The sequence below is a fragment of the Planococcus kocurii genome (assembly GCF_001465835.2).
Lineage (GTDB): Bacteria > Bacillota > Bacilli > Bacillales_A > Planococcaceae > Planococcus > Planococcus kocurii.
This window is the reverse complement of record NZ_CP013661.2, coordinates 1,797,004-1,821,633: the sequence shown is the minus strand read 5'-3', so window position 1 is coordinate 1,821,633 and position 24,630 is coordinate 1,797,004. Positions and strand designations below refer to the sequence as shown.

21 protein-coding genes are annotated in these 24,630 nt (G+C 37.7%); 7 read left to right on the top strand and 14 right to left on the bottom strand.

Translation table 11 applies throughout. From position 1 onward, the window contains the following. Window positions 1–257: 257 nt before the first annotated feature. From AUO94_RS09025 to AUO94_RS09015, 4 genes are all read right to left on the bottom strand, one after another. Window positions 258–1,766 (bottom strand): DUF1846 domain-containing protein, encoded by a 1,509-nt coding sequence (locus AUO94_RS09025; protein ID WP_058383896.1) that lies wholly within the window; start codon window positions 1,764–1,766, stop codon window positions 258–260. A 596-nt stretch (window positions 1,767–2,362) separates the two neighbouring features. Beyond that, a complete protein-coding gene (locus AUO94_RS09020; protein ID WP_058383895.1) occupies window positions 2,363–3,667 on the bottom strand; it encodes a GTPase in 1,305 nt (434 codons plus the stop codon). 228 nt (window positions 3,668–3,895) lie between these two features. Further along, the gene (locus AUO94_RS17700) at window positions 3,896–4,024 is read right to left on the bottom strand and encodes a hypothetical protein (protein WP_257721241.1); all 129 of its coding nucleotides are present in this window, start codon (window positions 4,022–4,024) and stop codon (window positions 3,896–3,898) included. A 1,099-nt stretch (window positions 4,025–5,123) separates the two neighbouring features. Beyond that, window positions 5,124–6,575, bottom strand: a complete 1,452-nt coding sequence (locus tag AUO94_RS09015; protein ID WP_058383894.1) for an ATP-binding protein — start codon at window positions 6,573–6,575, stop codon at window positions 5,124–5,126. A 269-nt stretch (window positions 6,576–6,844) separates the two neighbouring features. Here AUO94_RS09015 and AUO94_RS09010 point away from each other — a divergent pair, with 269 nt between their 5' ends. Next, window positions 6,845–7,159 (top strand): hypothetical protein, encoded by a 315-nt coding sequence (locus AUO94_RS09010; RefSeq protein WP_058383893.1) that lies wholly within the window; start codon window positions 6,845–6,847, stop codon window positions 7,157–7,159. Between the two features lie 120 nt (window positions 7,160–7,279). After that, window positions 7,280–8,227 carry a PIN domain-containing protein gene (locus AUO94_RS09005; RefSeq protein ID WP_058383892.1) on the top strand — a complete coding sequence of 316 codons (948 nt, stop codon included), beginning with the start codon at window positions 7,280–7,282 and terminating at the stop codon, window positions 8,225–8,227. Between the two features lie 139 nt (window positions 8,228–8,366). On the opposite strand, the gene AUO94_RS09000 is transcribed toward AUO94_RS09005, so the two are convergent. Continuing rightward, window positions 8,367–9,479: a YecA family protein gene (locus tag AUO94_RS09000; protein ID WP_058383891.1), complete on the bottom strand. Its 1,113-nt coding sequence runs from the start codon at window positions 9,477–9,479 to the stop codon at window positions 8,367–8,369. Window positions 9,480–9,796: 317 nt separating this feature from the next. Here AUO94_RS09000 and AUO94_RS08995 point away from each other — a divergent pair, with 317 nt between their 5' ends. After that, a complete protein-coding gene (locus AUO94_RS08995) occupies window positions 9,797–10,525 on the top strand; it encodes a M48 family metallopeptidase (protein WP_058383890.1) in 729 nt (242 codons plus the stop codon). Window positions 10,526–10,546: 21 nt separating this feature from the next. Here AUO94_RS08995 and AUO94_RS08990 read toward each other — a convergent pair whose 3' ends face one another. The 4 genes from AUO94_RS08990 to AUO94_RS08975 are packed head-to-tail and all read right to left on the bottom strand — an operon-like array spanning window position 10,547 to window position 16,302. Further along, entirely contained in the window at window positions 10,547–13,477 is a 2,931-nt protein-coding gene (locus tag AUO94_RS08990; protein ID WP_058383889.1) for a type I restriction endonuclease subunit R, read from the bottom strand. After that, window positions 13,474–13,698 carry a restriction endonuclease subunit S gene (locus AUO94_RS17800; protein ID WP_058383888.1) on the bottom strand — a complete coding sequence of 75 codons (225 nt, stop codon included), beginning with the start codon at window positions 13,696–13,698 and terminating at the stop codon, window positions 13,474–13,476. The genes AUO94_RS08990 and AUO94_RS17800 overlap by 4 nt, the downstream gene beginning before the upstream one ends. Then, complete coding sequence (locus tag AUO94_RS08980) at window positions 13,689–14,831, bottom strand: restriction endonuclease subunit S (protein WP_058383887.1); 1,143 nt, start codon at window positions 14,829–14,831, stop codon at window positions 13,689–13,691. Before AUO94_RS08980 ends, AUO94_RS17800 begins: the two co-directional genes overlap by 10 nt. Beyond that, window positions 14,821–16,302 (bottom strand): type I restriction-modification system subunit M, encoded by a 1,482-nt coding sequence (locus AUO94_RS08975; protein ID WP_058383886.1) that lies wholly within the window; start codon window positions 16,300–16,302, stop codon window positions 14,821–14,823. Before AUO94_RS08975 ends, AUO94_RS08980 begins: the two co-directional genes overlap by 11 nt. A gap of 692 nt (window positions 16,303–16,994) precedes the next feature. Here AUO94_RS08975 and AUO94_RS08970 point away from each other — a divergent pair. Both AUO94_RS08970 and radC read left to right on the top strand, forming a co-directional pair. Further along, window positions 16,995–17,741, top strand: a complete 747-nt coding sequence (locus tag AUO94_RS08970) for a hypothetical protein (RefSeq protein ID WP_058383885.1) — start codon at window positions 16,995–16,997, stop codon at window positions 17,739–17,741. A 175-nt stretch (window positions 17,742–17,916) separates the two neighbouring features. After that, entirely contained in the window at window positions 17,917–18,519 is a 603-nt protein-coding gene (gene radC, locus AUO94_RS08965) for a RadC family protein (RefSeq protein WP_058383884.1), read from the top strand. A gap of 78 nt (window positions 18,520–18,597) precedes the next feature. Here the strand turns inward: radC and AUO94_RS08960 are convergent, their stop codons facing one another. The 3 genes from AUO94_RS08960 to AUO94_RS08950 form a co-directional block, all read right to left on the bottom strand. Next, window positions 18,598–19,167: a MerR family transcriptional regulator gene (locus AUO94_RS08960; RefSeq protein WP_058383883.1), complete on the bottom strand. Its 570-nt coding sequence runs from the start codon at window positions 19,165–19,167 to the stop codon at window positions 18,598–18,600. Between the two features lie 104 nt (window positions 19,168–19,271). Then, a complete protein-coding gene (locus AUO94_RS08955; RefSeq protein WP_058383882.1) occupies window positions 19,272–19,850 on the bottom strand; it encodes a recombinase family protein in 579 nt (192 codons plus the stop codon). A gap of 264 nt (window positions 19,851–20,114) precedes the next feature. After that, window positions 20,115–20,402, bottom strand: a complete 288-nt coding sequence (locus tag AUO94_RS08950) for a hypothetical protein (RefSeq protein ID WP_058383881.1) — start codon at window positions 20,400–20,402, stop codon at window positions 20,115–20,117. 203 nt (window positions 20,403–20,605) lie between these two features. Between AUO94_RS08950 and AUO94_RS17040 the strand changes: the two genes are divergently transcribed. Continuing rightward, a complete protein-coding gene (locus tag AUO94_RS17040) occupies window positions 20,606–22,306 on the top strand; it encodes an S-layer homology domain-containing protein (protein WP_156423939.1) in 1,701 nt (566 codons plus the stop codon). Continuing rightward, window positions 22,293–22,544 (top strand): DUF3006 domain-containing protein, encoded by a 252-nt coding sequence (locus AUO94_RS08940; RefSeq protein WP_058383880.1) that lies wholly within the window; start codon window positions 22,293–22,295, stop codon window positions 22,542–22,544. Before AUO94_RS17040 ends, AUO94_RS08940 begins: the two co-directional genes overlap by 14 nt. A 151-nt stretch (window positions 22,545–22,695) precedes the next feature. On the opposite strand, the gene AUO94_RS08935 is transcribed toward AUO94_RS08940, so the two are convergent. Both AUO94_RS08935 and AUO94_RS08930 read right to left on the bottom strand, forming a co-directional pair. Continuing rightward, entirely contained in the window at window positions 22,696–23,262 is a 567-nt protein-coding gene (locus AUO94_RS08935; RefSeq protein WP_058383879.1) for a hypothetical protein, read from the bottom strand. Between the two features lie 3 nt (window positions 23,263–23,265). Continuing rightward, a complete protein-coding gene (locus AUO94_RS08930; RefSeq protein WP_058383878.1) occupies window positions 23,266–24,165 on the bottom strand; it encodes a replication initiation factor domain-containing protein in 900 nt (299 codons plus the stop codon). Window positions 24,166–24,630: the final 465 nt, after the last annotated feature.

Sequence of the window (24,630 nt, the reverse complement as noted above, 5' to 3'; positions counted from 1 at the left end):
GTTTGGCTAGTAGATTCCCCAGAACCAAGCATTAATATTTTGATATAAAAAAGCTCTAGGATGATGATCCTAGCGCTTTTGCGAAGTTGCGTTACTAAAAAGTCTACTAGCTCTTTATAGAACTAATCTGTCCTTGCTTAATTCAATTTTAAGCTGAACAAAGACACCGCAAGTTCAAAATAATCATAACTGTATACATGAAAAACACCTGCCTCAGACTTCTATGTAAGAAGAAAAAGGCAGGTGTTTTCTAAAATCTAATTGTAATACAGGTTCTCAGTTGGATAGATCGAATCATTGGTGATGTCGATTCCAAGCTTCTTAAAAGTCTGTTCGTTTTCTCTATTCAATATGACCGTGGAATGAGCTTGGGTGTCTTTTAAATTTGGCAATTGCTTATAAGCCAGCTCAGAAGTAGGATTGGTGACCGCACTGATTGCCAGTGCAATGAGCACTTCATTGGCGCTTAATGTTGGGACACGGCTGTTCAAGTCATCCGTTTTCAACCGTTGAATCGTCTGTAAAATCATCGGCGACAACAAATTAATTTCATCGGAAATATTGGTCAATTTCTTCAACCCATTCAGAATCGCGGCTGCCGAAGCATCCATCAAAGTTGTCGTTCGACCGGTGATTATCTCGCCATTCGGCAGTTCTATCGCAATTACGGCTTGTAGATTCGTGCTGTCAATTTGCTCTTGGATTGCTTTCGCATAATTACGGGCCGGCAATACAGGTATCCGATCCTCTTTCTTTAAATCGGTCTCTTCCAGAATCACTTGCATGTGGCTTACACTGTCTTCATCGGCAAGCCCTTTTTTATAGTCATTCTCTACGACGAAACTGCGCCGAATGATTTCCTGCTTGGCAGCTTCCTGGACAACCCGATCGTCGGTGATGCCCGATTTCAGACGATTGACCCCCATATCAGTTGGTGAGCTATAAACAGACGCTTTACCGGTAATCCTTTCGATAATCCGTTTGATGACAGGAAACGTCTCAATATCACGATTGTAATTGATCGCTACTTTTTCATATGCTTCATAGTGATAATTATCAATCATATTTACGTCTTTCAAATCGACGGTAGCCGCTTCATAAGCGATGTTTACCGGATGCTTTAACGGCAAATTCCAAACCGGAAACGTCTCAAACTTGGCATAGCCCACTTCATTTCCAAGTTTATTCTCATGGTACATTTGGTTAAGGCAGGTGGCAAGCTTTCCGCTACCTGGGCCAGGGCCCGTCACTACCACGATTGGCTTTATCGTTTTAATATAAGGGTTTGTCACAAATCCCTCTTCCCCAAGGACCGCGTCCACGTTTGTCGGATAACCTTCGATTTCACGGTGAATACAGACGCTAATTCCACTTCTCTCAAGCTTAGTCATAAATACTTTGACTGTTGGTTGCCCTCGATAACGAGTGATTAAGACACTGTTGACAGAAATGCCATATGCCCGATATTCGTCAATTAAGCGCAAGACATCTTGGTCATACGTGATGCCGTAATCTTCACGGACTTTGTTTCGTTCGATGTCTCCAGCGTAGACACAGATGATGATTTCCGCCTTTTCTTTCAGTGTATGCAATAGTTTGATTTTGGCATCTTCATCAAACCCAGGCAAGACACGCTTGGCATGTTTGTCGCCTATCAATTTTCCGCCAAATTCCAAGTAAAGTTTATCGTACTGCTGTACCCGTTCTAGAATGTAGGCTGATTGTTCTTGTAAATATTTCTCTGAATCAAATCCAAGTTTTTTCATTAATTTTGGTCCCGCTTTCTTTGCTGCAAGCTTTCTCTTAACGCAATAGATAAAAACGCCTTAAGTGAAAATCCTAGCTAAAATTCATCTTCTACCATTATATAGCTTTTAAAAAAAAGAGAAAGGAAAATTGCCTCGGTCCGTTCGATGATTGAGTGATTTTAATAAGCGCAGTCATAACCTTATCATCCATGTATTCAAACAAAATAACGAAATTTAGACCCGTATTTAGCAAATCCAAATAGCCTAAACTTTATTTCCTTTTGATGGTTTTCAATAACTGAATTGTTTTTAGCGTTTGAATAAAACATGGATAAGTTAGCGTTTGGTAATGATATAAACCTCATTTACTTATGATATGGCTCACCATAACATTGGATAGGGTAAACAAATAAATTTTAAAGAGAGGCAGTTATCCACTGCCTCTCTTTAAAATTCTAAATCTATTTTATTAAAATATCCGTTCTAACTAATCTAATAAAAAATTTCAGTATAGACACGACCTCTTATTGTGCAAGGAATTACAATTAAGTGATTTTTTATGATTAATTCCCATATTAGTTATCTTAGAATTTAATTTCACTAACTCACTCTTCTTAATCAGGAGCTTTGTCTTTACCTTCTTCGCTAGCTTTTTTCATTATTGTTTCTAATTCTTCCTTTCTTTTTTTATCTATGTAGTATGCTTGAGCAGTTTTCCCAATGGCATATGTGCCAGAAAAAGCTATCGTACTACTCACTACACTTCCTGTCCCCGGTATAACTAAATTAAGAAACTTACTCCCTTGTTGAGCTAAAGTTCTTAAACCATACCCCAATATTCCAACTCCACCAATACTAAGTAAAAACTCTTTTGCACTTTCCTTATCGATGTCAGCGCCACTTAAATAAGCAATAAATGTAACTAATATCAACTGTAAAGGAACAAGTATAACAATATCACTGAATGGAATGGGGCTCAGTGCTATAGTAGTACTTGCAATAGCAAAGCTGTTAACAAGAATGTTCGAAATTTTTCTTACTGCTTTGTCGATTCTTGTTGTCATCATTAAATAAATAGAAGCTCGAAAATCTATATTACTTTCTAAAAAATCTATCAGTTCATCCATATTGTATCTTCCATCAAAATCAATATGCAGATCTTGTTGTTCTTCTTCGCTTAATAAGTGCGGATCTTCTCTGTCCCATTCTATATATGTCGAAACTGGTATCACCGTTGAACTATCTACCTTTAAATTTTTTAATAAGTTTTCCATCTGTTGCTTTTTATCTTCTATATTTCTTAATTTTGAACTTGTATACTTGTCAGGTTCCTTTATTCTCGATGGTTCTAAATCATCTACGTGTGTCAATACAGTAACTAACGGAATTTTAATGCCGATTTCTTCATATACATTTTTTATATAATTTACATCTTCATCCATTCTTGCGCGTTGTGTAGCATCGGATAGGAAAAGAACAGCATCTGGATCGAAATCTTCTATTGCTTTTTTTAAATCTTCTTCTGCTGTTGTTTCTCTTTCATTTGAAGATTCCGCAATACCTCTTGTATCTATTACTTCAAATAGAATATCTCCGTCAGCCTCATAGTTATACCTGCTCAGTTGAGTAGTTCCGATTTCTACAGGACTTGTCTTTGCTATGTACTTACCAAAAATCGCATTAATTAGACTGCTCTTTCCTACCCCTGTTCTTCCTACCATAATAAGTCTTGGCGGTCTTCTTTCTTTTATTCCTGAGATGACTTCCTTTATTTCTTTATTATTGAATATGACCTTTTTTACTTGCTCTTTCGCACCTTTTGGTAATTTAACTGGAAGAGAGTCTATTAATTCATCTAAGTTATCATATAAATTTATTATTCTGCTCAACCTGAGTTCTAACATTTTTTTATCTAGCATCTCTTAAATCCTCCAATGAAGTTCTCTGTATTTGTTACACTGCCATACAATAATATCTGTATAAAATATGTGGCTATATATAATAATAACGATTTTATGACTTTTATTTGTTTTCAGTATTGATGTGTGGCCTGAATTCTACTCCCCGACTGCTTATTAGATATGGGGATACAAGTATCCATCTCACTCAGTATTGCCATCTTAATTTGGAACTGGTCATACTTCTATTTAATTAATATCATTCTCTTCGTTGTCCCCATCTCCTCTACAAGATAAACATAGATTTCCATTCATGAAATCTCTATTATAAAAATCTCCACATTCGAGACAACGGATTTCCTCAAAACTTTCATTCATCGATATAACCTCCTATTATTCCACTTAAGTTTTTTAATTTTTTCTTACTAATAAATCCTTTTATAAGTAAGGTACCTTAACCTTTTACAAGGTAGAAAGTTACTTAATTAGTATGATTTTTTTAACGAGACTTGCTGACTAAGACCTAACTTTACATTGAGTCACAAGTAGATACTTGAGCTATAATGTAAATTCAGCTATCTAATCACTAACTCAAGATCTATTATATATTGGGATACTACAATCTATTGTTGATTAAATAAGTTAATCAACATAACAAATATAATTTAACTACTGATTCCATTTCAATAATTCCTTTTTTCTGACTATACCTTAGATAAGATATTATATATATCTTTTTTGTAAAAATATACTAAAATTAACCCTAATATACTCTTTGTGTTAAAAATTAGACAGATATTAATTATATTTGTATACGAAGAGTCAGTGGATAATCGCATTGAACATTAACTTTGAACGCGCAAACAATAGGATTTAAAAAAGATGACTCCGGCTTAATGCCGAGGTCATCTCATAGCAGTCTAGCTGCAGGGTATACTATTGTATAAACGGTTTATTAAATGAGAATCTGCATTTATATCTGTTCTTTTATATTATAGCTACTGTTTCATTTTCTATTTAAAGAGAGATTTTTAAGTTAAACATTTGCATATTGCCATTTACTCATTAAAATTCAAAATACTACCTTAATACAAAGGTTTATTGATTTTTTTCTGTTTCAATTTTCCCTAACAGTTCACTTCTTCTATCTTTATCACATAACCATCACATAAGAAAACACTTTAATTTTAGTACTTAGAGCTGTTCTTTTTTCTCTTTATCACATAACCATCACATAAGGAATTACCTTTAACATCAATGCTTAGAGCTGTTCTTTCTTTTCTCTATCACATAACCATCACATAAGAAAACACTTTAATTTTAGTACTTAGAGCTGTTCTTTTTTCTCTTTATCACATAACCATCACATAAGAAATTGTCTTTAACATCAATACAGAGAGTTTGTTCTTTCTTCACCTCATAACGTAACCGGTCACATAAGAAAATAAGTTACTAATTTACATCTTAATAAATAAACTTATCCCCAAAAAGGTACATATTTAGCATGTCTCTTAGAATTACTATCTGGATCATAAGGCTTTATCAGCCCTTCGCCTATAGTATCGTTTATTATTCGGGAGACAATAGAATAGTTTTGTTGTCGTACATTCAATCGTTCTCTCAAGCTCTGATTTGTCATATTTTCGGAAGAGATATGCTTTAGGCAACAATGTTGATAACAGGCTCTTATCTTGTCATCTCTATTCATATCGTTGAGATTTTTGTAAGCATACAAAGTGACCTGCATTGCATTTTCATTCTCTGTAAATTTGGGCGCAGGCAGTTGATACTCTTCTGCTAAATTAACTATTTTATCAATACCACTGCCTCTTTCCTCACAAATATTAAGCCTTCTCATAAAATAGGCTAATTGTTCATTTCTAGATTGAGGTCGATGGTCAATTAAGCGAAGAGTACTCATCAGTGGCTTACCTGGGTTACTAATTTCAATCCTATCAGAGAAAATTTCAATCATGGGACCTGTACCACGCTCATGAAAGTCTTGATGGATTAATGCGTTAGCTACTGCCTCTCTAATAGCTAATTCAGGATACATTTTCACTTCTTTTCTAAAGGCTGCCCCTATCTCTTCATTAGTAGGAAGTTGGTCATTAATATAGCTGATCAATCCTTCGAAGCCTAAGGCGTATCCTTTGCCATCGGCCTGTTCTTTAACAGTATGGAGGCGATTTTTTCCTTTATAAATAATTACTCTAATTGCCTTACGAATTAACTTGGGGAAATTTGTTAAATCTTTAGCAAAAAGAATAGCTCCCAAGTTTGTAACATTATAGCTCTTTCCAACTTTTTCAATCAATTTTTCCTCTTCAAATTTCTTTAGAATCCCATACTTATCGGTGGGAAGACTTACATTTAATAAACTAAAATAAGAAGGGTAATCTAACAATTTTAATACTTCATCTTCGTTGAGCGACCCTAATGCTTCCAGTTCTTCAAAAGGTTGATTATTAGTTTTAGTCCAAATTTTTCTTTCCTTATCCGGATAGTGCGATAAATTGTTTTTATAAGAACCAACTCTAATATAAGCAGTACCATCAAAAGAAATAGGTCTGCTTATTGCAGCGTCAATTTTAATGATTGCTAATTCAAATCCATTGTAGTCAAACTCAAAAAATTCGAAATCTGTTTTGGGAGAAAGTTTAATTGAGAGCCAACTTTCTAATTCTTGTTGTTTATGTTTGGTAGCTGAAGGTTTAAACGCAGTACCTACTACTTCTTGATCGTCATTTATACCATATACCAGGTAACCAAATTTTTGTTCATGTAGACAAGCAGAGTTAGCGAGCGCTGATATATATTCTCCAATCAGCGATGGTTGATCATTATTTACTTTGAACTCAACTATTTCTGTTTCTTTTGGCAGTTCTAAAAACCACTCAACTAAATTATATAATCCCTCTTTATTCAAGCGTTCACCTTCTTAGTCAATTTGTCGATAACTGATGTAAATTATTTATTTAGACAACGCTTATAATATACTTCTAGCTTAGTATATCATTATATGCTTCAATACTTTAAATCCGTCTAAACGACTTTACTAAGAAAGTTTTAGAAGGTATACCAGTTATCGAAAATAAAGCAGTACCTATTGGATAAAATGACATTTTCAAGCTTTATACTCTTATTTAGAGTTAGTAATACAATTGATATTCGTATTCTATGTACAGGAGGTTTCTTATGAATAGATTAAAAACTTTAGAGGCTATAAAAAAAGACATTGAAGAGCTTCAAGCTTACGTAAATTTGGTGGAGAATTATCCAACGGAAACGTTAGAGAATAGGATCATTAAAACCTATGCTTGTACCAATAGTCTTGCCAAGGTATTAGCAGATGTTAATGCTCAACTGGAAAAGAACGAATCTCCATTAGTCGACCATTCTTTTATTACTAATTTCATTAAAAGTCCTCCTATTGACAAATTGCATAGACTTGTCAGAACCAATTACTTATCAAAAACTAAGCACAACCATAAAAAAATTAACTCTATTTAATATACGAGTTCCTTTACCCATCTTATCCTCACGAGAAGCAAGGATACTAAGTGATGTAAATAATACCATTAAAATCAAGATTTAAGTTGATTCAGTAATATGACGAGGAGATTAATTAACATGGACAAACAGAATGCATTAGTCGTTGATACAAACATACTTATAGATTTTCTAGAGCCTGGTAAATATTCGGAAGATAGCTTTTACACCTTCCTAATGCGTTTAAATGGATTTACTCATCTAATGTTACCGCAACAAGTTCTAGCTGAGTGGAATCACCTTAAAAATAATAAGATTCAGCAATACGAAGACCAAATTCTTTTAGATTTCATAAAATATAATGACCTCCTTAAATATGTACCAGAACAACATCAAAAGGAAGAATTATTACATCAACTAAATACTATTAGAAAAATTTCTTTGAGAGCCTATCGCTATACTTATGCAGTAAGAGCAAAACACATCGACAGAATTATTAATAGTTTTGCTGTAATTATTGAAAGAAATCCTGATATAGACCGTTTAGTTGTAGACTTTGCAATAGAGCAACAACCTCCATTCTTTTCCATGGAGCTAAAGAAAGATAACACGAACAAGAAATCAAGCAAAAATGAAAGTACAGATGCCGTGATTTTCTTTACAATCATTGACTACTTAAAAAAACATCGCAACAATTATAATAAGGTAGCCTTCCTATCATGTAATTCAAAAGACTTCAGTGAACCAAACAACCCTAGCAAAATACATTCAAATTTAGAAAAATATATTGAAGAGGTCGAAGTTGAGTTTTTTAACAACTTAAAAGCAGCACAGAAACTACTCAAATATAATGATACGGAAGAAGCTTCTTACAAAAATCTGGTAAAAATAATTGTCACTTCTAATGCTGATAGGTATCAATATCTGACCGATGAATATTTTTGTGATTGTAAAAATCCAGATTGTGATAATGAAGTACATATTAATTCAGATTCAATTTTGATGGGTCAATATTATCACTTAAGGTGTCCTAAGTGTGAATACACTTGGGATACTGGTGATCATATATCGACTAGTATGGATTACTAAAAATATTCATATAAAAATATAATCTTATAAAAATAAGTTATATTTCTATTCCCAAGCTTACATTATGCTTTGTATTAGTTCCTTCAAGTATCATCTCATCACTCTTTTAAAATTATTCAATAATTGAAAAAAAAGAGAACTACGGCTCAATATATCTGTCCTGATATATTTTTGAAAGATCAGTAAGACTGTTCCCGTTTGCAATGGGGAAAATATCAATCATTGCTGGAGTAATAAAATCCTTATTAATTTTCCAGCCATCCTTAAATTGTTCAATTGGAATGATTGTTTCCGGATGGGCCGCAATTCTAAAAATATGAGGATGAAAAAATTCTATATATTTAGTTCCTTCTTGGTTATGGTAAACAGATGGAACAGGAGCTATCAGATTGATATCAAGATAAAAAATTAGTCGTTTTTCCCGTTTGTTTGCTGGTTGATTGTATATATCTACAAAGGACAACTGTGTTTCATCATCAGTTCTAAAAGCTGCTTGAGATATATCACGCATTGCAACAGCAAACAAATCACTTTCATATTTGAGTTCAGGTAGGTCAGTGAAATATGTAAAGCGGGTTGTATTTAACTCTCTGGTACTCCCTTGAAGGTCGTAAGGAGATGACCAAATGGATTTACTATTTGTTATTCCTTCATGACCGGAAATTGAAGTATGGTGAAACAGCCTTAGATAAGCGTGGTTTAAAATACTTATGTGTGGCACTTCTATCCGATTAAGTGGCTTAGAAACTGAAATAGTACAGTCAGCAATATGCAATTTATTCTTTTCGATATTATCTTTGATTCGAACTTTAATTATGGCTCCCGTTTGGTAATCGAGGTTGCATCGCACATTCCATTGATGTACTTCTTCAGTTTGCAGCTCAAGAACAAAATCTAAGGTTTTGGGTCTAAGAAAACGTCCATTTATCTCAATACCATATAAATAAAAATTTCGAAAGGCATTCCATTCCCTTCTTGGAGTCGATAATAAAGCAAAATATACCTTGCCAGAGTATTCCTCTTGATACCTATTATCTACAGAAAACTCACTTTGCCGCACTGAAGGGTTTTTCCTTCTAGTTGATGAAAGAAATGAACCACAGCAATTAATAGGATTTAAGCTACTCCCGCAAAGGCACTCTATAGAAAGATTATTTGATAACTCAGAAATTTTCTTTATATTTAGATGACATTTTTTATATTTCTTTCCACTGCCGCAAGGGCATAACTCATTTCTCCCAATCCTAGACATTTTTCTCCTCCTTATTACTTTTTAATCATAATTATTTACAAAATATAAAATGCTTTGTCATAGATTGTAATTAAAGATAACAAAATATCACCAGGTTTTTGAAATTTTAAAGCGTTCTTCTCTGTTTATCTATAATTTCTCCAGCACCAACTACTCACCTTCAAATTTATATCCCTCGACAGATTGTGTGAATTAACATTTCCCGTAGGTATTTCCAAGCCAAGCTACTGCAAATTATCCTCTACTTTGTCATATATCTATTTTTAATTTATAATACAGATGAATCAGATCGCAACCTAGAAAGAGGCGACACAAAAATGCCTAAACTGGTATATGGTACAACAACGATTGATTACACCCTTGAATATCTAGAAAAGAAAACGGATATATCTGTCACAGTCGAATGGCTGGATGGAGTAAACGTAATGGCTCCTACAGGAATCACTGAAGAAACCTTGCAGCATGCTTTATATAAAAAAGCACCATGGATATTACGGAAGTGGAACGAACTTAGTGAAATAAACGGAAACGTGCCAGTGAAAGAATTCTGCAGCGGAGAAAAGTTCGCTTACTTAGGCCGCCAATATCGATTGAAGGTCATAAAAGGAACAGAAGTGGCAGCACCTTCTCTTCACTACTCACAAGGGAAATTTATTGCGAAAGTATCTTCCTCACTTTCCCCTTTGGAAAAGAGAGATCTAATGAACAAACAGTTCAAGCAGTGGTACATTAAAAATGGAGAAAAGAAAGTAAAGGAAAGAGCCGAAATCTATTCTTCTAAGATGTTAGTAAAACCATCTAAAATCGCCCTAAAAGAACAGAAAATGCGCTGGGGAACTTGCACCCCTACTGATGCCATCTACTTAAACTGGCGGCTTGTAATGGCTCCTATAGCGATCATCGACTACGTACTTGTCCATGAACTTGCCCATATCAAACACCCTAACCATTCACAGGAATTTTGGCGGTTTGTGGCCTCTATTTTGCCTGACTATGAACAACGGAAAGAGTGGCTACGGGTGAACGGCCCACTGCTTACTCTCTGAATCAAAAAGAAGCGTATTTTATTACCCGTAATGAATTCTTGCCAAATCCATCATTTGCTGGGTAATCCCTTCTAACTTATCCATCGGAAAACGGCTGGCCCGCAGGTGCTTCTTGATTTCTCTTCGCATCTGCCGCTGAACTTCCTCTTTTTCCTTCCATTCCACCACCGCCTGCTGTTGAATGACGGCTGTGATGATTTCGGTCAAGTCCTTCGCCGCCTGTTCTTCTCCAGGCAACTCTGTTTCCAGCAGTTGATAAAACGGAAATTGTTCTTTTTCAAGACCATGTGCTTCACTTATCTCTGCGACATTCCGAAGCTCCCCAATCATTGCATTAAACCCTTCGATCAAATCTTGAATTTCCATCTGTTTGTCTTTTCTTGCCTGAATCAGCTGTTCGAGTCTCTCCCTTAACGAAGTATAGAACACAGGATTCTCATCAATCTTGATTTTGATTTCATGCTTGATCGCATGTTCCATCTCAGAGGCTTTGGCTTCCTCGGACTGCGTCTTCTTCAATTCTTCGTCAAACCCATTGGATAAGATATTGATCGGGTCGTGTACCATTTGTATCGAGGAAGCCCGCAAATGTTCGGCAATCAGCCGCTTCACCTTTTCGCCGCAATCCGATATGTCCGTCAATTCCTCACGGTAGCGGGACTTTGTCAACTGCTGGACTTTTCCTAAAAACTTCAAATCTGCAATATACGGCTGTGCTTTCGGATTCGGCATAATCATGTCCATGCTTTGGGCAAATCGCTTGAACGCAGTATCAAACTCATGTCGGACGTCTTCTGGCTCCAGCACCTGAATGCACGCTTCCACATTCCCTTTATTGATGTAATCAAAGTAATGCATGGCGGTACGGTGACGGGACTGGAGCCTGGGGATTTCACTGTCGATCGGCAAAAGCGCTCCCCTAATGTCTTGCTTGGTAAAGATGCCAAGCGCCTGTTCCAAAAACTTCGACACACCGAAATAATCGACAATCAGTCCATATGTCTTGTTTTTGTAAGTTCTATTGGTCCGCGCAATCGCTTGAAGAAGGTTATGCTCTTTCACTGGCTTATCCAGATACATCACCTGTTCAATCGGCGCATCGAACCCCGTCAGCAACTTATCACAAACAATCAACACCGACAATTTATCTTCCTCCATCGGTTTCTTGAACCGTTCAATCAGCTGTTTCTCTTGTTCTTTTGTTATATGGTGACTTTTGAGTGGCTCTTGGTCGTTATGCGCAGCCGAAAAGATCACGGCAGATTCGATGTCACTCAAGTCGTCCAGCTTCTGCTTGTATAGAACAGCTGCTTCCCTCGTGACCGCAACGATCTGTGCTTTAAAACCGTTGGGCTGGATGTGCGTTTCGTAATGTTTGATCAAATCCAGGACAATCTGTTCGATGCGCTGCGGGGAAGCAATGATCGCTTCTTCTTTGGCATATTTCTGCTTGATTCGTTCACGGTCCTCATCACTGTAGCTTCTGAAGTTACGGTCAAACAACTCATCCAACGTCTCGCCTTGTACATGAAGGTCCGTCATCCGTGACTCATAAAAAATTGAAACGGTCGCCCCATCCTCCACTGCCTGTTCAATCGTATACTTATCGATATAAGGTCCGAATGTCTTGGTCGTGCTTTTGTCTTCTTTATCAATGGGCGTCCCTGTAAAACCTAAGTAACAGGCATTCGGCAAAGCTGTGCGCATATTGGTAGCCAGACCTTTATACTGGCTTCTGTGGCTCTCATCCACCATCACAAAGATGTTTTTCGATTCTGATAGGAGTGGATAACCCCCTTCCTGCCGGTCTTCCTGAAACTTTTGGACAAGCGTCATCACTGTGGAACCCGGACCCTGCTGCAACAAGGTTTTTAACTGAGATACGCCTGCAGCTTGTCTGGGATTCGGGAAGCCGCAGCGCCTAAACGTATTCGAAATCTGTTCATCCAGATCTTTACGGTCGGTGACAATTACCACAGTCGGGTTTTCCAACGCTTCGATGCGGCGCAGTTTTACAGCAAGATATAGCATGGTCAGTGACTTGCCACTCCCTTGTGTATGCCAGACCACACCGCCTCGGTCTACAGGCGACTTCGCATGAAGAATGCGGTCGATTGCTTTATTGACGGCACGAAACTGCTGGTAGCGAGCCAGCTTCTTGATCACTTTTCCGTTTTCTGGCTCATAGACAATAAAGTTCTGAATCAGATCGAGCAGGTTCTTCTTTTCCAGCATTCCTGCCGCCAAGATATCCTGTGGTGTTGGGGTGTCGCTGATTTCGGCAGCTTTCAATGGATACGGATCTTTCCATTCGCCGAAGTGCTGTGCCTGCGCACCAATCGTTCCTGCCTTCGCACGGTCATTGCTTGTGGCAATCATCAACTGGTTGTAATGGAATAGCCGTTCTTTCTCTTCTTGATAGCGCCTGAGCTGCTTCACCGCCTGACCGATCTGTTCATCAACATGCAGGAGTGGGCTCTTGCATTCAATCACTACTAACGGTAATCCGTTAACGAATATCAGGAGATCGGGACGGACGGTTCCTCTGGCATCGGTAATCGAAAACTGGTCCACCACAAGGAATTCGTTATTTTTAGGACGGGCGAAATCTATGAGGCGCACCGTCTGATTCTTCTTCCCTTTACCTAGATCTTGTTGGATTGAGATGTAGTTGACCAATTCATAATGGAACTTCTCATTTGCTTCTATCAGACTCGTCGCTTCAATGTGCAGAACGGAACGGACTACTCTTTTCAGGTTGTTTTCATCAATCCAAGGATTCAGCTTTTGGATGGCAGCAGTTAACCGCCCACGAAGAATTACATCACTTATGGTTTCCCTCTCTGCATCCAGCGCTTGGCCAGGAAGGTAATCGTAATCCATGTCCTTTAGCTGGTCAATCAGTCGATTTTCCACCAACTGTTTTTCGTTCCAGTCCTTTATGACTGTCATGAAAGAATCACCTCAGGGTTGTTGGTTTGAACACGAGTTTTACCTGTTAAAAGTTCCTGCATCAAACCTCTTTTTAGCAGATGAAGGCATACTACATATTGCTTTTCATTTTGAAGCCTAACGTCGAATGAATGAAGAATTTCAATTATCTTATATTGCTCTTCTATGGGGGGACATGGGAAAAAGAGGCTCTTCAATGTTTTACTGTTAATTACCCCCATTGTCCCCCCTGGCTCAAACCTCTTAATTGATTGTAAAAAGGGGAGGAAGACATATAGTATTTATAAAAATTTACTGCTGCCTTAGTTTCATCGAAAGAAATTTTTAATAAACGAGGGTTTATTATTCCAGGTTCATAATCCTCTGGAACAATAGCAATCTTCCCAAAAGTACCAACAAGACTAATTAACAAATCTCCTGGTTTTATTTCAAAACCTTTCAATTCCTCGAATTTTTTTTCATCAATATAATAATTTCCAATAGAAAAATCATTAGGAATAACTTGTTCCTGGCCATAGACTTTATATCCTCTTTCGACGTAAAATTCCTTTTTTAAAGACGAACCAAAAGGACCAGGTTTAATTGCATTTTTTTGGTTTCCAACAATATCAACTAGCTTTAAAACTTCCCACTCTTCTGGAACTTCTCCTAGAGCAGTAGTTTTAAATTCCGTATGGCCAATACCTTTTGTTAAAAGCTGTTGCATTAATCCTTTTTTCACTTTTTCTGTTTGTTCGATAATTGCTTCGGTTTTCTCAATTGCTTCATCGACCGAAGTGAGGATTTCTGCTATTTTTTGTTGTTCCTGAATTGGTGGGATTAAAGCTTTTATTGTTTTTATATTAGATTTGGATATCCCAAACACAGTTGAACCAGTAGCAATTTTTATAAATTGTCGCTTAACAGAATTAGGTTTCAAAAAATACTTTTTAAAACCATTATCGAGTAACTTTTTACGTTGTTTCGCAACAATAGTGTGAAGTCCAGACACAAAAGGCTTGTTTTGGGTATTTATAATTACTACACTTTTCCCTATCCCTTCATAATCTTCAGAAGCGTCTGCAAAAACAATATCTCCTGTCTCAAGGAAAGCTCCGCTCTTAACTTTAGTAGGATTAATATTAACTCTAGGCAACCAGTCAGTATCCTTCTCCGCACTAAATTCACTTTGGTTCTTTTTGTGAATATCACCGTAATGCAAATATAGTAACCCTTCGTCACTCAAAGCCGCACGAGAAAAGGACATGCCACCATAGAAATCAAATAAGTCTCCCATCGATATTATCTTCCAGCCTTCAGGAGTTTCTGTACTGTAGGTAGTTTCAAACTCTTTTCGATTAAACTTATTCAACATACCCCAACTCCTTCAAATAGCCATTCATAACTGTCTCTAGCTCTTCTCGTTCTTTTTCTAACATGCGGAGTTCAGCAACAGCTTCTGCTACTTCAATCTGCACTTCCTCTTCTGCAATATCAATATAACGAGCGATGTTCAGGTTGTAGTCATTTTCCTTGATTTCATCTAGTGAGACTGGACGACAGTATTTCTCTACTTCTTCCCACTTGTCGAAGGCTGCAATAAATTTATCTATGTCTTGTGCCCGTAAAGTGTTCTGGTTTTTGCCTTCCTGATAGTCGGACGAGCCGTTCAGGAAGAAGACCTTACCTTTTTTCACTTTTTCTTTATTACGGTTTAAAATTAGAATAGAGGCGGGAATTCCTGTGCCATAGAAGAGATTAGATGGTAGGCCGATCACTGCTTCAATCAGATCTTCTTCAAGCAACCCTTGTCGAATTTTCCCTTCTGCACTCCCACGGAACAAAACACCATGCGGCATTACAACGCCCGCTTTTCCTTCGTGATTTAGAGTTGCGACCATATGCTGGACGAATGCCAAATCCCCTTTGTCTTTTGGCGGAATGCCAAATCGGAAACGGCCATAGGAATCGGCTTCAGCTTCTTCCCGTCCCCAGTTGCTCAGGCTGAACGGCGGATTGGCGATTACACGATCATATAAAATCAATTCTCCGTCTTCCACAAGTTTCGGGTTTCGGATGGTGTCACCTTTTTCAATACGATGATCACTTAAGCCGTGGAACAATAAATTCATCTTGGCTACTGCCCAAGTATTCAAATTCCGCTCCTGACCATGCAGAGTTAGGTTCTTCGGGTTGCCTCCCTGGGACTTGATGTAATCCACCGATTGGATCAGCATACCGCCAGAGCCGACAGTTGGATCACAGACACGCATGCCTTCTTCAGGCTTGATGAGGCGTACAATGAGTTCTACCACTTTGCTTGGCGTATAAAATTCTCCACCTTTTTTGCCCGCATCATCCGCAAACATTTTAATCAAATACTCATAAGCCCGCCCCAGCATATCGGGTTCGGATAGGTTTTCGTTCTTCAAGTCCAGCGCTGTAAAATGCTGTGTCAGCTTCAGAAGCAGTCTGTCAGGCAGCTTTTCCTTGTCGTTGAAGTCGATATTCGCTAGAACCCCTTGCAGTGAGGGATTCTCTTCTTCCAATGCTTCAAATGCTTTATTGATTGCATCCCCGATATCTTGGGTTGTTGTTTGGATGGTTTTCCAGCGTGCCCGCTCCGGGACAAAGAATTGGTGTTCATCGCGGTCGTGCCAACCGTAATCCGATCCTTCCTTCTCTTCAATATGCACTGCCGTTTCCACAAATACATCGCTCAACCGTTTTAAAAACAGTAATCCAAAGATGTAATTCTTATAGTCAGAGGAATCAATACTTCCTCGTAAAATATTGGCTGATTCCCATAAATGGGATTCTAATTGTTGCTGTGTTAATTGGCTCATTTTCAGTTCCCCCTAGTTGCTTTCTTGTTTCATATTAACATCTCCTGCAAGTTTCCCCTACCCTTTTAAGGTCATAGCAATACGTGGGGAATTTCATATATTGAGGAAGTCGATTTCTTTTTACTTTGGAATACTAGTTTTCTGAATATGAAGACTTATATAACGTTCTCTCTTTGTAAAGCTAGATATTGAATAAATAACATTATCTGATTTGCTACTAACGTCGCTAGCCATAGCTTCTTGTTTCGGTCCCTGATCGCGGTTCAGATAGAAACATGTCTGTACAGTCTGATTTCTTAATCGTCTTTCTCTTTTATACAACATCTATAACGGTGAAGAGAAAACTCTGCATAATAGAAGAAAAATTTATAAATTTTTTTCTGTCGGCACCTAGTACTTAGTAAGGTTTAATTGATACCGTTCCGAGCCCCACCCCTTTAGAAAGAAAGTTTACTTTTAATTGTACAGCTTAATTCTATAGCGAATTCATAATCGATTCGACTTTGCAATAGCTAGACCACTCTCCCATATTGGAGGGTGGTCTATTTATTTACAGAGATGACAGGCGTGGTGAGAGGAGCGCATTCCAGGAAGGGAGGTTAGCACTTAGATTAAAGAAAGAAGGTGATGCTAGAAGCAACGTACTCAAAACAATTGCATTGAAAACCAATCTATCAATAGGAGGTCTAGTAATGAAGAAGTATTTAAAAGCAAATACGGAATTGCTCAAGGCGGTAACGACTGGAAAATGGCGCAAGAGAGAGACGGCAATTACTACTTCGCTTAAGACGGAACAATCTAGGATGCAAGATTTCCTAGCCAATGAAATGGTAGAAGGGATTGATTACGGACATTTTCAGAACTACTCCAAAGCTGTTCTGTTAAAGCCTGGTGCAGAAAAGCTCTGTAATGCATACGGGTTGTCTAAATTAGCGGAGGTAATTCAACGAACCGAAAATTGGGAGTTAGGTGTCTTTTCATATGAAGTTAAAGTGGTCTTGATTGATAAAAAGTCCGGCATTGTCGAAGCTGAAGGAATCGGCTCCTGCAATTCAAAAGAGGGACTATTCAAGGAAATCGATGTATACAACGCTGTTAATATGATTTTAAAGACTGCAAAGAAGAGAGCCCTTGTTGATGCAGTATTGTCCGCTTTAGGAGCCACCCATCTCTTTGCCCTAGACTTAGTAAGCTTACCCAACACAAGTGAAATAGAAGTTGCTCTTGATCCGGCTACTGAACGGCAACTCAAGGCCATCTTTCGCATCGTTAGAGAGATCGGCCTATCAGCTGAACTTGCTAAAGGGTTAATGCAAGAAAAGTACCGAGTAAATACTAGTAAAGATTTATCAAAAGTTCAGGCTTCCGACTTCATTCAGGACCTGCTCCATTTAAGAGATGCCTATAAGAATTCAGAACAGTCTCTTGAAAATCAATAAAAGCCCATTAACTGTATGCCAACAGTTAATGGGCTTTTTGTATTTCTTGTTTATAGACTTCTCAGCAAGTACTTATCTACTTAAGTAAATCGCGCCTATTCATTTTCATTCAATCAGAAGAGACCGTCTTTGTCTCTTCTGTTTTTATTTCATTAAATATTAGGAGGTTCTATCAATGACTACATTCAATAGAGAGACGTTCAAATCTTTACTGGCTACAACACTTCGTGAGAAAGAAAATAGCTATATTGATGAAATCTTTAAGCTCTACCCTTCTCTACAAGATCTGCTGTTAGTGACAGAAGAGGAACTAATGAATATTCGAGGCATAGGTAAAGTAAAGTCAAAACAGATTCTGGCAGCTCTGAAATTGGCTCGCATGAATCCGTGCCCAATTGAAAAGCGATATACTATCCGCTCACCACAGCACGCTTTTGAATACTTGAAGGAGATGCAGTATTTGACCCAGGAACACTTTGTCGTATTAGGATTAAATATAAAGAACGAGGTTTTGTTTAAAGAAACCGTCTTCGTCGGCTCCCTCAATGCATCTATTGTGCATCCCAGAGAGACTTTCAAGAAATTAATACGCTGTAGCTGTGCAAGCGCTATAGTAGCTCATAATCATCCTAGTGGACATCCAGAACCAAGTCCTGAAGACATTCAAGTCACAAAAAGGCTAGTAGAAGCCGGAAATATCGTAGGGATTGAAATACTAGATCACATTATTATCGGTAATGAGAGGTATATCTCTCTGAACGAGAAAGGACATATTTAATAAATTCCCCTCTAAAAGAGGTGGCTTAATATAGCTGCCTCTCACCTATAAATAACTTGGGACATATAGTGAGTAGTATTATCTAATGCCTTTCTTTTTAAGAGTTAGAATGCCTACCATTTCCTCGGAATTCTCGATTTCCCCTAATGTTCTTGCTATAAGTTCTTGCTGTAAAACAATCAATTTATTCATTCTTTCTAATGTCTTCTTCAGTTCATTGTTAGCAGACATGATGTTATTAGATATTTCTTTTTGTTGATTAACTATCAATTCTTGGTTTTCCAACTGCTTGCTTTGAGTTTTAATGTGCTCAGATTGAAGTTGGACAAAACCTTCTAGTGTCATTGTCATCAAAGAATGAGTATCTTGTTCTCTTTCAAAATAATTCTCCATAGCGTCCTCCGCTATACTTTCTCTGATCCACTCCACCACAGCTTTCGCATTCCTATCAATCGTCATTCCATTTAATTTCTTATAAGAAATTAACCTTAAAAATGCATCCACATCCTTTTCTGTATATAGCCTGTGACCTTGATTATTCTTATTAAATATATATCCATGTTGCTCTAAAGCCATCGCGTACTTTCTTAGGGTAGATACTTGAATTCCTAAAGCTAGTTGCATATCTAAATGACTAAAGTTCGACACGCCGCTACACCTCTTTTTTACAGCTTATTATATCATTTAATTCAGAAAAATCAATATACAACATAGCGGTATAGCGCTTATGGTAATTTAAGATTCTTTTAGATTTAAACTTGTTCCTCTTTGTTTGATTCTTTTAACACTTTATAAACTGTACTTCTGCCAATATGAAAGCGTTGAGCAATATCCTGCGCCCCTTCTCCGGCTTCATAGAGTGTCTTAATACTTCTTTTAGTCTTCGTATCTAGGGGCTTTCTGCCACCTATTCTACCTCGCTTACGGGCTGCCTGAAGACCTGCTACAGTTCTTTCTTGAATAATGGAACGTTCAAATTCAGCAAAGACAGCGAGCATGCCAAACATTGCTTTCCCAGCTGCTGTTTTAGTATCAATTTTGTCATTTAAACTAACAAAATCTACCCCCCTTTTTTCTAACTCATCTGTTACTTCATATAATTGTCGAGTCGATCTCGCTAAACGGTCAAGTTTATAAATAACAAATGAGTCACCTTTTCTAGCCATGCGCAGCGCTGTGTGAAGTTCTGGTCTGTTCTTCTTACCGCCACTTTCTTTTTCCAGGAAAATCTCTACTTTCTCTCCGATTTCTAAGGCGTACTTAGTAATAGCATCTACTTGCACATCTAAGGATTGGTCTTTTGTAGAAACTCGAGCATATCCAATGATCATAGCAGTCTACCTCCATAGGTTTAGTAGAATTGATTATAGACGATTTTATAGACAACAAAAAGCCTTATTTCAATCCATCTTTAAATATCCATCAAATATTCGTTTAATAGATTCTGAATTGGATAGTCGTTCTCACTCCAAGAGCTTCTTATGAGAGTATTATAACAAGACGAGTAATATGGTGAAATAAATAAAACTCCTTCTATCTAATAAAGATAAAAGGAGTTACTACTCAAAATAAGCTTGTATGACTACTAATTGGAATCACATTGTTAATAAGAGTAAATTATGTGGAGATATATCAGCTACATCCTCAACAAAAATTTCCGCATCGTCGTAATTATAGAACTCAATTTCCTTTAACTTCCGAACGAAAACCCATTTATCATTTTCATATTCCATCTGTAGGAGTTGGATTATGGGTCCATCCCAATAATATTCTCCACTAATTACAACACCAATAGACGGATGCTCTGGATCATATAACGTTGTTATCACATTTTCTTCCTCTTGCATTACTTGTAGACCTAATTTTTCTTCTTGTAAACCCATAACAAACATTCCTCTCTTTTTACAACTAAACTTAATACTGGTTTTACTCAATATTAAGCTTTGCTGTACCTGTTATATTTTTGTATATTTCAATAAAATCTATATGATAATTCCTTATTTTCACAAATTCATAGTAAAATCTATAGACTTATTTTTGACTCGTCTATATGATAAGAGTAAATAAAAGGAAATGAGGAGAGATAGTGAAAAAAATACTAATGTTCGTGTTGTCCATTGTCTTGTTGTTATCACTGGCGCCAATGAACAATGCAGAAGCCGCCACGTACAGCGATGTTCCCGTGAATCACCGATTCTATGACGACATCGCTTATCTGTATGAAAAAGGCGTGGTGGGTACCAGTTCGAAGTATGGGGTGGATACACCGATTACCCGTGAATCTGCGGCGATCATGATTGCCAAAGCCCTCAAATTGAATGGCACGCGCACCAGTACGCCATTCAAAGACGTGCCAGCTTCTTCGCCCGCGTCTGGCTACATTAACTCCGCTGTGAAAGCCGGTGTGATCTCCGGTTACCCAGACGGGACGTACCGGCCAAAAGGCATCGTCAACCGCGGCGAAATGGCCATTTTTATTTCGCGTGCCTTTAACCTCACGACCGAATCGACTAAATCATTTAAAGACCTTAGCCCAACCATGAAAGCCTACCCGTATATCAAACGCATCATCCATGCAAACATTACGGTAGGGAATTTAGATGGAACATACCGCCCGAATGAGACCATCACCAAAGGGCAGCTCTCGGCTTTCTTAACACGTGCCATGGTTATGAAAGAGACTGGCAATAAGCAGGCTAAGGTTCATTTCATTAATGTGGGCCAGGGTGACTCTATTCTGATTCAATCCGGCAACGGCAAGAACATGCTGATTGACGGCGGCACAAAGTCTCAAGGACCGAAAGTCGTATCATTCTTGAAATCTAAAGGCGTGATCAAACTCGATGCTGTTGTCGCGACGCATCCGGATGCTGATCATATTGGCGGATTAATTTCTGTCTTGAACAGCTTCCCTGTTACCAAGTTCTACGATTCAGGCAAAGTGCATACTACCGATACGTACTATGAACTGCTTCAGTTGATTGATACAAAGAACATTGCGTTTGAAGTACCAAAAATGGGACAGAAACTGCCATTCGACAGTGTTTTGGGCGTTCAAGTGCTAAATGTGGACTCTAAAGCTAGCGACAATAACGACGCATCAATTGTCTTGAAAGCCAAATACGGAAAAGTCAGCTTCTTGTTGACGGGCGATGCGGATGTTGCCATCGAAAATACGATGCTACCTAAATATGACTTGAAGAGCACCTATTTGAAAGCTGGACACCACGGATCTAATACCAGTTCATCGTCCAATTTCATCAACGAGGTTTACCCTATGGGTACCGTTCTATCCTACGGAAAAGACAACTCCTACGGTCACCCGCATAAAGAGGTTGTTTCTCGACTGACAACTGTAAAATCGAAAATCTATTCGACAGCTGTTTCCGGGGATGTGACAGTGACAACAAACGGCCAAGCACACAGCGTAAGTGCAAAAGCATGGACACCGCCGACCACTACGCCAACGCCACCATCAGCCGGCACCACAGGCAAGCTGCAGGTCGTGAAGAAAGACTTGTCGACTGAAATCGTTTCGATTCAAAACGTCGGAACAACCGATGTGGCAATGGCTGGGTGGAAGCTCGTTTCTGTCCAAGGAAACCAGTCATTCACGTTCCCAACCTATACGCTAAAAGCAGGAGCGAATGTCCATGTCACCAGTGGACCAAATGCAAAGTCAGGCGGTAACTACTTAAAATGGACCACAGCCAACATATGGTTAAACAGTGGCGATCCAGCTAAACTCTATGATTCTAAAGGAGCGCTAATCCATGAAGTCAAATAAGTACACCCTGGATCGATATGATGAAGAGTTTGCCGTTCTAGTGGAAAAAGGCAATGAATCTCACCAAAAGCTGATTGAACGCTCTAAATTAGAAAGCTATGCAAAAGAGGGCGATATTCTTGATGTCGAATGGAATCCCGATGGTACCTTTAAAGAAGCTTCCGTACTTGAAACTGAAACCGAGGAACGCCGGGTACAAGTAACAGCGTTAATAGAGAAATTAAAGAATAAGAAGTAAGAAACAAGCCATCGAATGATGCTCATCATTCGATGGCTTGTTTTATCTTATGCAGTTGTGTAATACCACTGTAGTATAACTACGAACTCCGTCTTACCTCTATAACTCCATAATTAACTTGCATGTTATAGAGATTACAAAAATAAACCCTCTATTCAACGTTGAGCTTGTCAATTGCTTTTTTCACCTTACTACGAGTTGAGCCCCAATATCTATAACCCAAAGATAGTCCTTTGTTATTTAAACGCGATACTCCTGGCCGTTCCATAAATCCACCTTCTAGTGCAATCAAGCGTCTGTTTCTATCACTCTTAACTGTGGCCATTATATAATCGACTAAGACATCAGTATTAGGCATAAATTCTCTACTAGCATATTGTCTATCAAGACCTTCAGTAATTTGAAGATATTGTTCGATTTCCAATCTGCATGGAGAGCCTATTTCAATATGCGAAGTATTCTCGCTTTGATGGATAACACAGTACTTACTGTGGACACATCTCTGCAATTTACATGGAAGAATTGTCTTCATATTCATTCCATGTTTTAAGCTATTGAGAGCACGCTTATCATAGTATTCGAATGGCATAGATTCGATCATTTTATACAAAAAATCTGTAACTCTATCTCTATCTATTCCATATTCTTCTTCTAGAATCTTAAGAAGCATTTCGTTTCGTTTTTGTTCGTTTAATTCCTTAGCCTGTTCAATGTCCATGTTCTAGGCCTCCCACTTAGTCATTTGTTTATTGAAAATATCAGATATGAACTCAACTCTACCCTTTAAACTCAATTCTTTAATGATTCTGGGTCTCGAACAATTAGGAATAGCCTTCATTGTTTGGTAAACATCGTTTTCAATATAGCCTAATGACTGCTTTCCTCTTAGAGTCTTTAAAAAATCCTCTTTTGGAGAATCTATTAATACTACGTCTTTAAAAGGAATAAGGGATTTAAAATCTAAATTCATGAAACTGGTTAAAGGTATTTCCTTTTGTTCGTAAAACTTCAACCTCATTTCTAGACGAACCATAGTATGACCGAGGCGAATTTTTCTCTTCTTCATCAACTCTTGTTCCTTGTCATAAATCACCAACTGCCTTTTGCTTGTAGATGAGCCAAAATAAATAGTTCCCTTGTATTTCTTCTCTCGGCTTCTAAAATTAGGAGCCCAGCAGGTCTTGGCTACCTTAGAAAAAGTATGATGATCAATGTCTACTTTTAGATCAATATTGCGTATGTAGATTCCATCAAAGCGACCAAATATGAAGAAAATCCATTTCAGTATTTGTTCTGGTTTCATACAACCTATCGAAGGATTAATACGTACCCGATACATACGAGTATTTTTGTATCTGCGTTTACGCCATACACTCACCGCGCCAAAACCTATAATCTCGCTATGAGCAGTGGACTTATGACTTGCTGCAGAAGAGAAGGTAGCCACTTCCTTTGCCAACTCCAAGAATTGATCTGTTAAAAGGTGATCACTACTAAAGACAATTCCATCACAAGGACTTTCTAAAAAAGACGTTTGCAACTCAAAAAGAGAGGCGTACTCTTTCTTTTTACTCCTTTTACTGATTGATGTGTTCCAACTATCACTCATTTTATGCTTCATTCAAGGCACTCCTACAGTTAGTTGTAGACCTTAATATATTTACATTAAAGCCCCCCTTAAGCACAGATAACTCATCATAAACATACAAGGGGGATGGGGTATTTCGTTTATGATGAATAGATGAAGAGGCAAGTAATATGCATCGTTGTAGCTAATACTCTCTTTAATTCATTTATTAAATAGCTTAGGTTAAGAGAATGGAGACAATAAGGAATTTCTTACTGTTTCTATTCTCAAATTCAATAAATTATAAAAACAGTTAAGTCGAATCTATTAAATTACGTTCAGAATTTTTGGTGATAAGCTTGGCGACTTCTATTAAAAAAGATTTTTTTAAATTATTATGTTCAGAGACATTTGGCACGACTCTGGTTGATTGACCCTTTTGATAATCAATCTTTTGATGAGCGTAGTTGTGGGAATGCATTTTTCTTCCTCCTAAATTATAATGTTTTACAATTATAA

Coding starts and splice junctions, on each gene's coding strand:
- AUO94_RS08990 (WP_058383889.1), bottom strand. CDS start 13,477: ATGACAGTCATAAAGGACTGGAACGAAAAACAGTTGGTGGAAAATCGA.
- AUO94_RS17700 (WP_257721241.1), bottom strand. CDS start 4,024: ATGAATGAAAGTTTTGAGGAAATCCGTTGTCTCGAATGTGGAGATTTT.
- AUO94_RS17800 (WP_058383888.1), bottom strand. CDS start 13,698: ATGGGGGTAATTAACAGTAAAACATTGAAGAGCCTCTTTTTCCCATGT.
- AUO94_RS08940 (WP_058383880.1), top strand. CDS start 22,293: ATGAAGTCAAATAAGTACACCCTGGATCGATATGATGAAGAGTTTGCC.
- AUO94_RS09000 (WP_058383891.1), bottom strand. CDS start 9,479: ATGTCTAGGATTGGGAGAAATGAGTTATGCCCTTGCGGCAGTGGAAAG.
- AUO94_RS08930 (WP_058383878.1), bottom strand. CDS start 24,165: ATGAAGCATAAAATGAGTGATAGTTGGAACACATCAATCAGTAAAAGG.
- AUO94_RS09005 (WP_058383892.1), top strand. CDS start 7,280: ATGGACAAACAGAATGCATTAGTCGTTGATACAAACATACTTATAGAT.
- AUO94_RS08970 (WP_058383885.1), top strand. CDS start 16,995: ATGAAGAAGTATTTAAAAGCAAATACGGAATTGCTCAAGGCGGTAACG.
- AUO94_RS08935 (WP_058383879.1), bottom strand. CDS start 23,262: ATGGACATTGAACAGGCTAAGGAATTAAACGAACAAAAACGAAACGAA.
- AUO94_RS08955 (WP_058383882.1), bottom strand. CDS start 19,850: ATGATCATTGGATATGCTCGAGTTTCTACAAAAGACCAATCCTTAGAT.
- radC (WP_058383884.1), top strand. CDS start 17,917: ATGACTACATTCAATAGAGAGACGTTCAAATCTTTACTGGCTACAACA.
- AUO94_RS09025 (WP_058383896.1), bottom strand. CDS start 1,766: ATGAAAAAACTTGGATTTGATTCAGAGAAATATTTACAAGAACAATCA.
- AUO94_RS09010 (WP_058383893.1), top strand. CDS start 6,845: ATGAATAGATTAAAAACTTTAGAGGCTATAAAAAAAGACATTGAAGAG.
- AUO94_RS08980 (WP_058383887.1), bottom strand. CDS start 14,831: ATGTTGAATAAGTTTAATCGAAAAGAGTTTGAAACTACCTACAGTACA.
- AUO94_RS08950 (WP_058383881.1), bottom strand. CDS start 20,402: ATGGGTTTACAAGAAGAAAAATTAGGTCTACAAGTAATGCAAGAGGAA.
- AUO94_RS08995 (WP_058383890.1), top strand. CDS start 9,797: ATGCCTAAACTGGTATATGGTACAACAACGATTGATTACACCCTTGAA.
- AUO94_RS09020 (WP_058383895.1), bottom strand. CDS start 3,667: ATGCTAGATAAAAAAATGTTAGAACTCAGGTTGAGCAGAATAATAAAT.
- AUO94_RS08975 (WP_058383886.1), bottom strand. CDS start 16,302: ATGAGCCAATTAACACAGCAACAATTAGAATCCCATTTATGGGAATCA.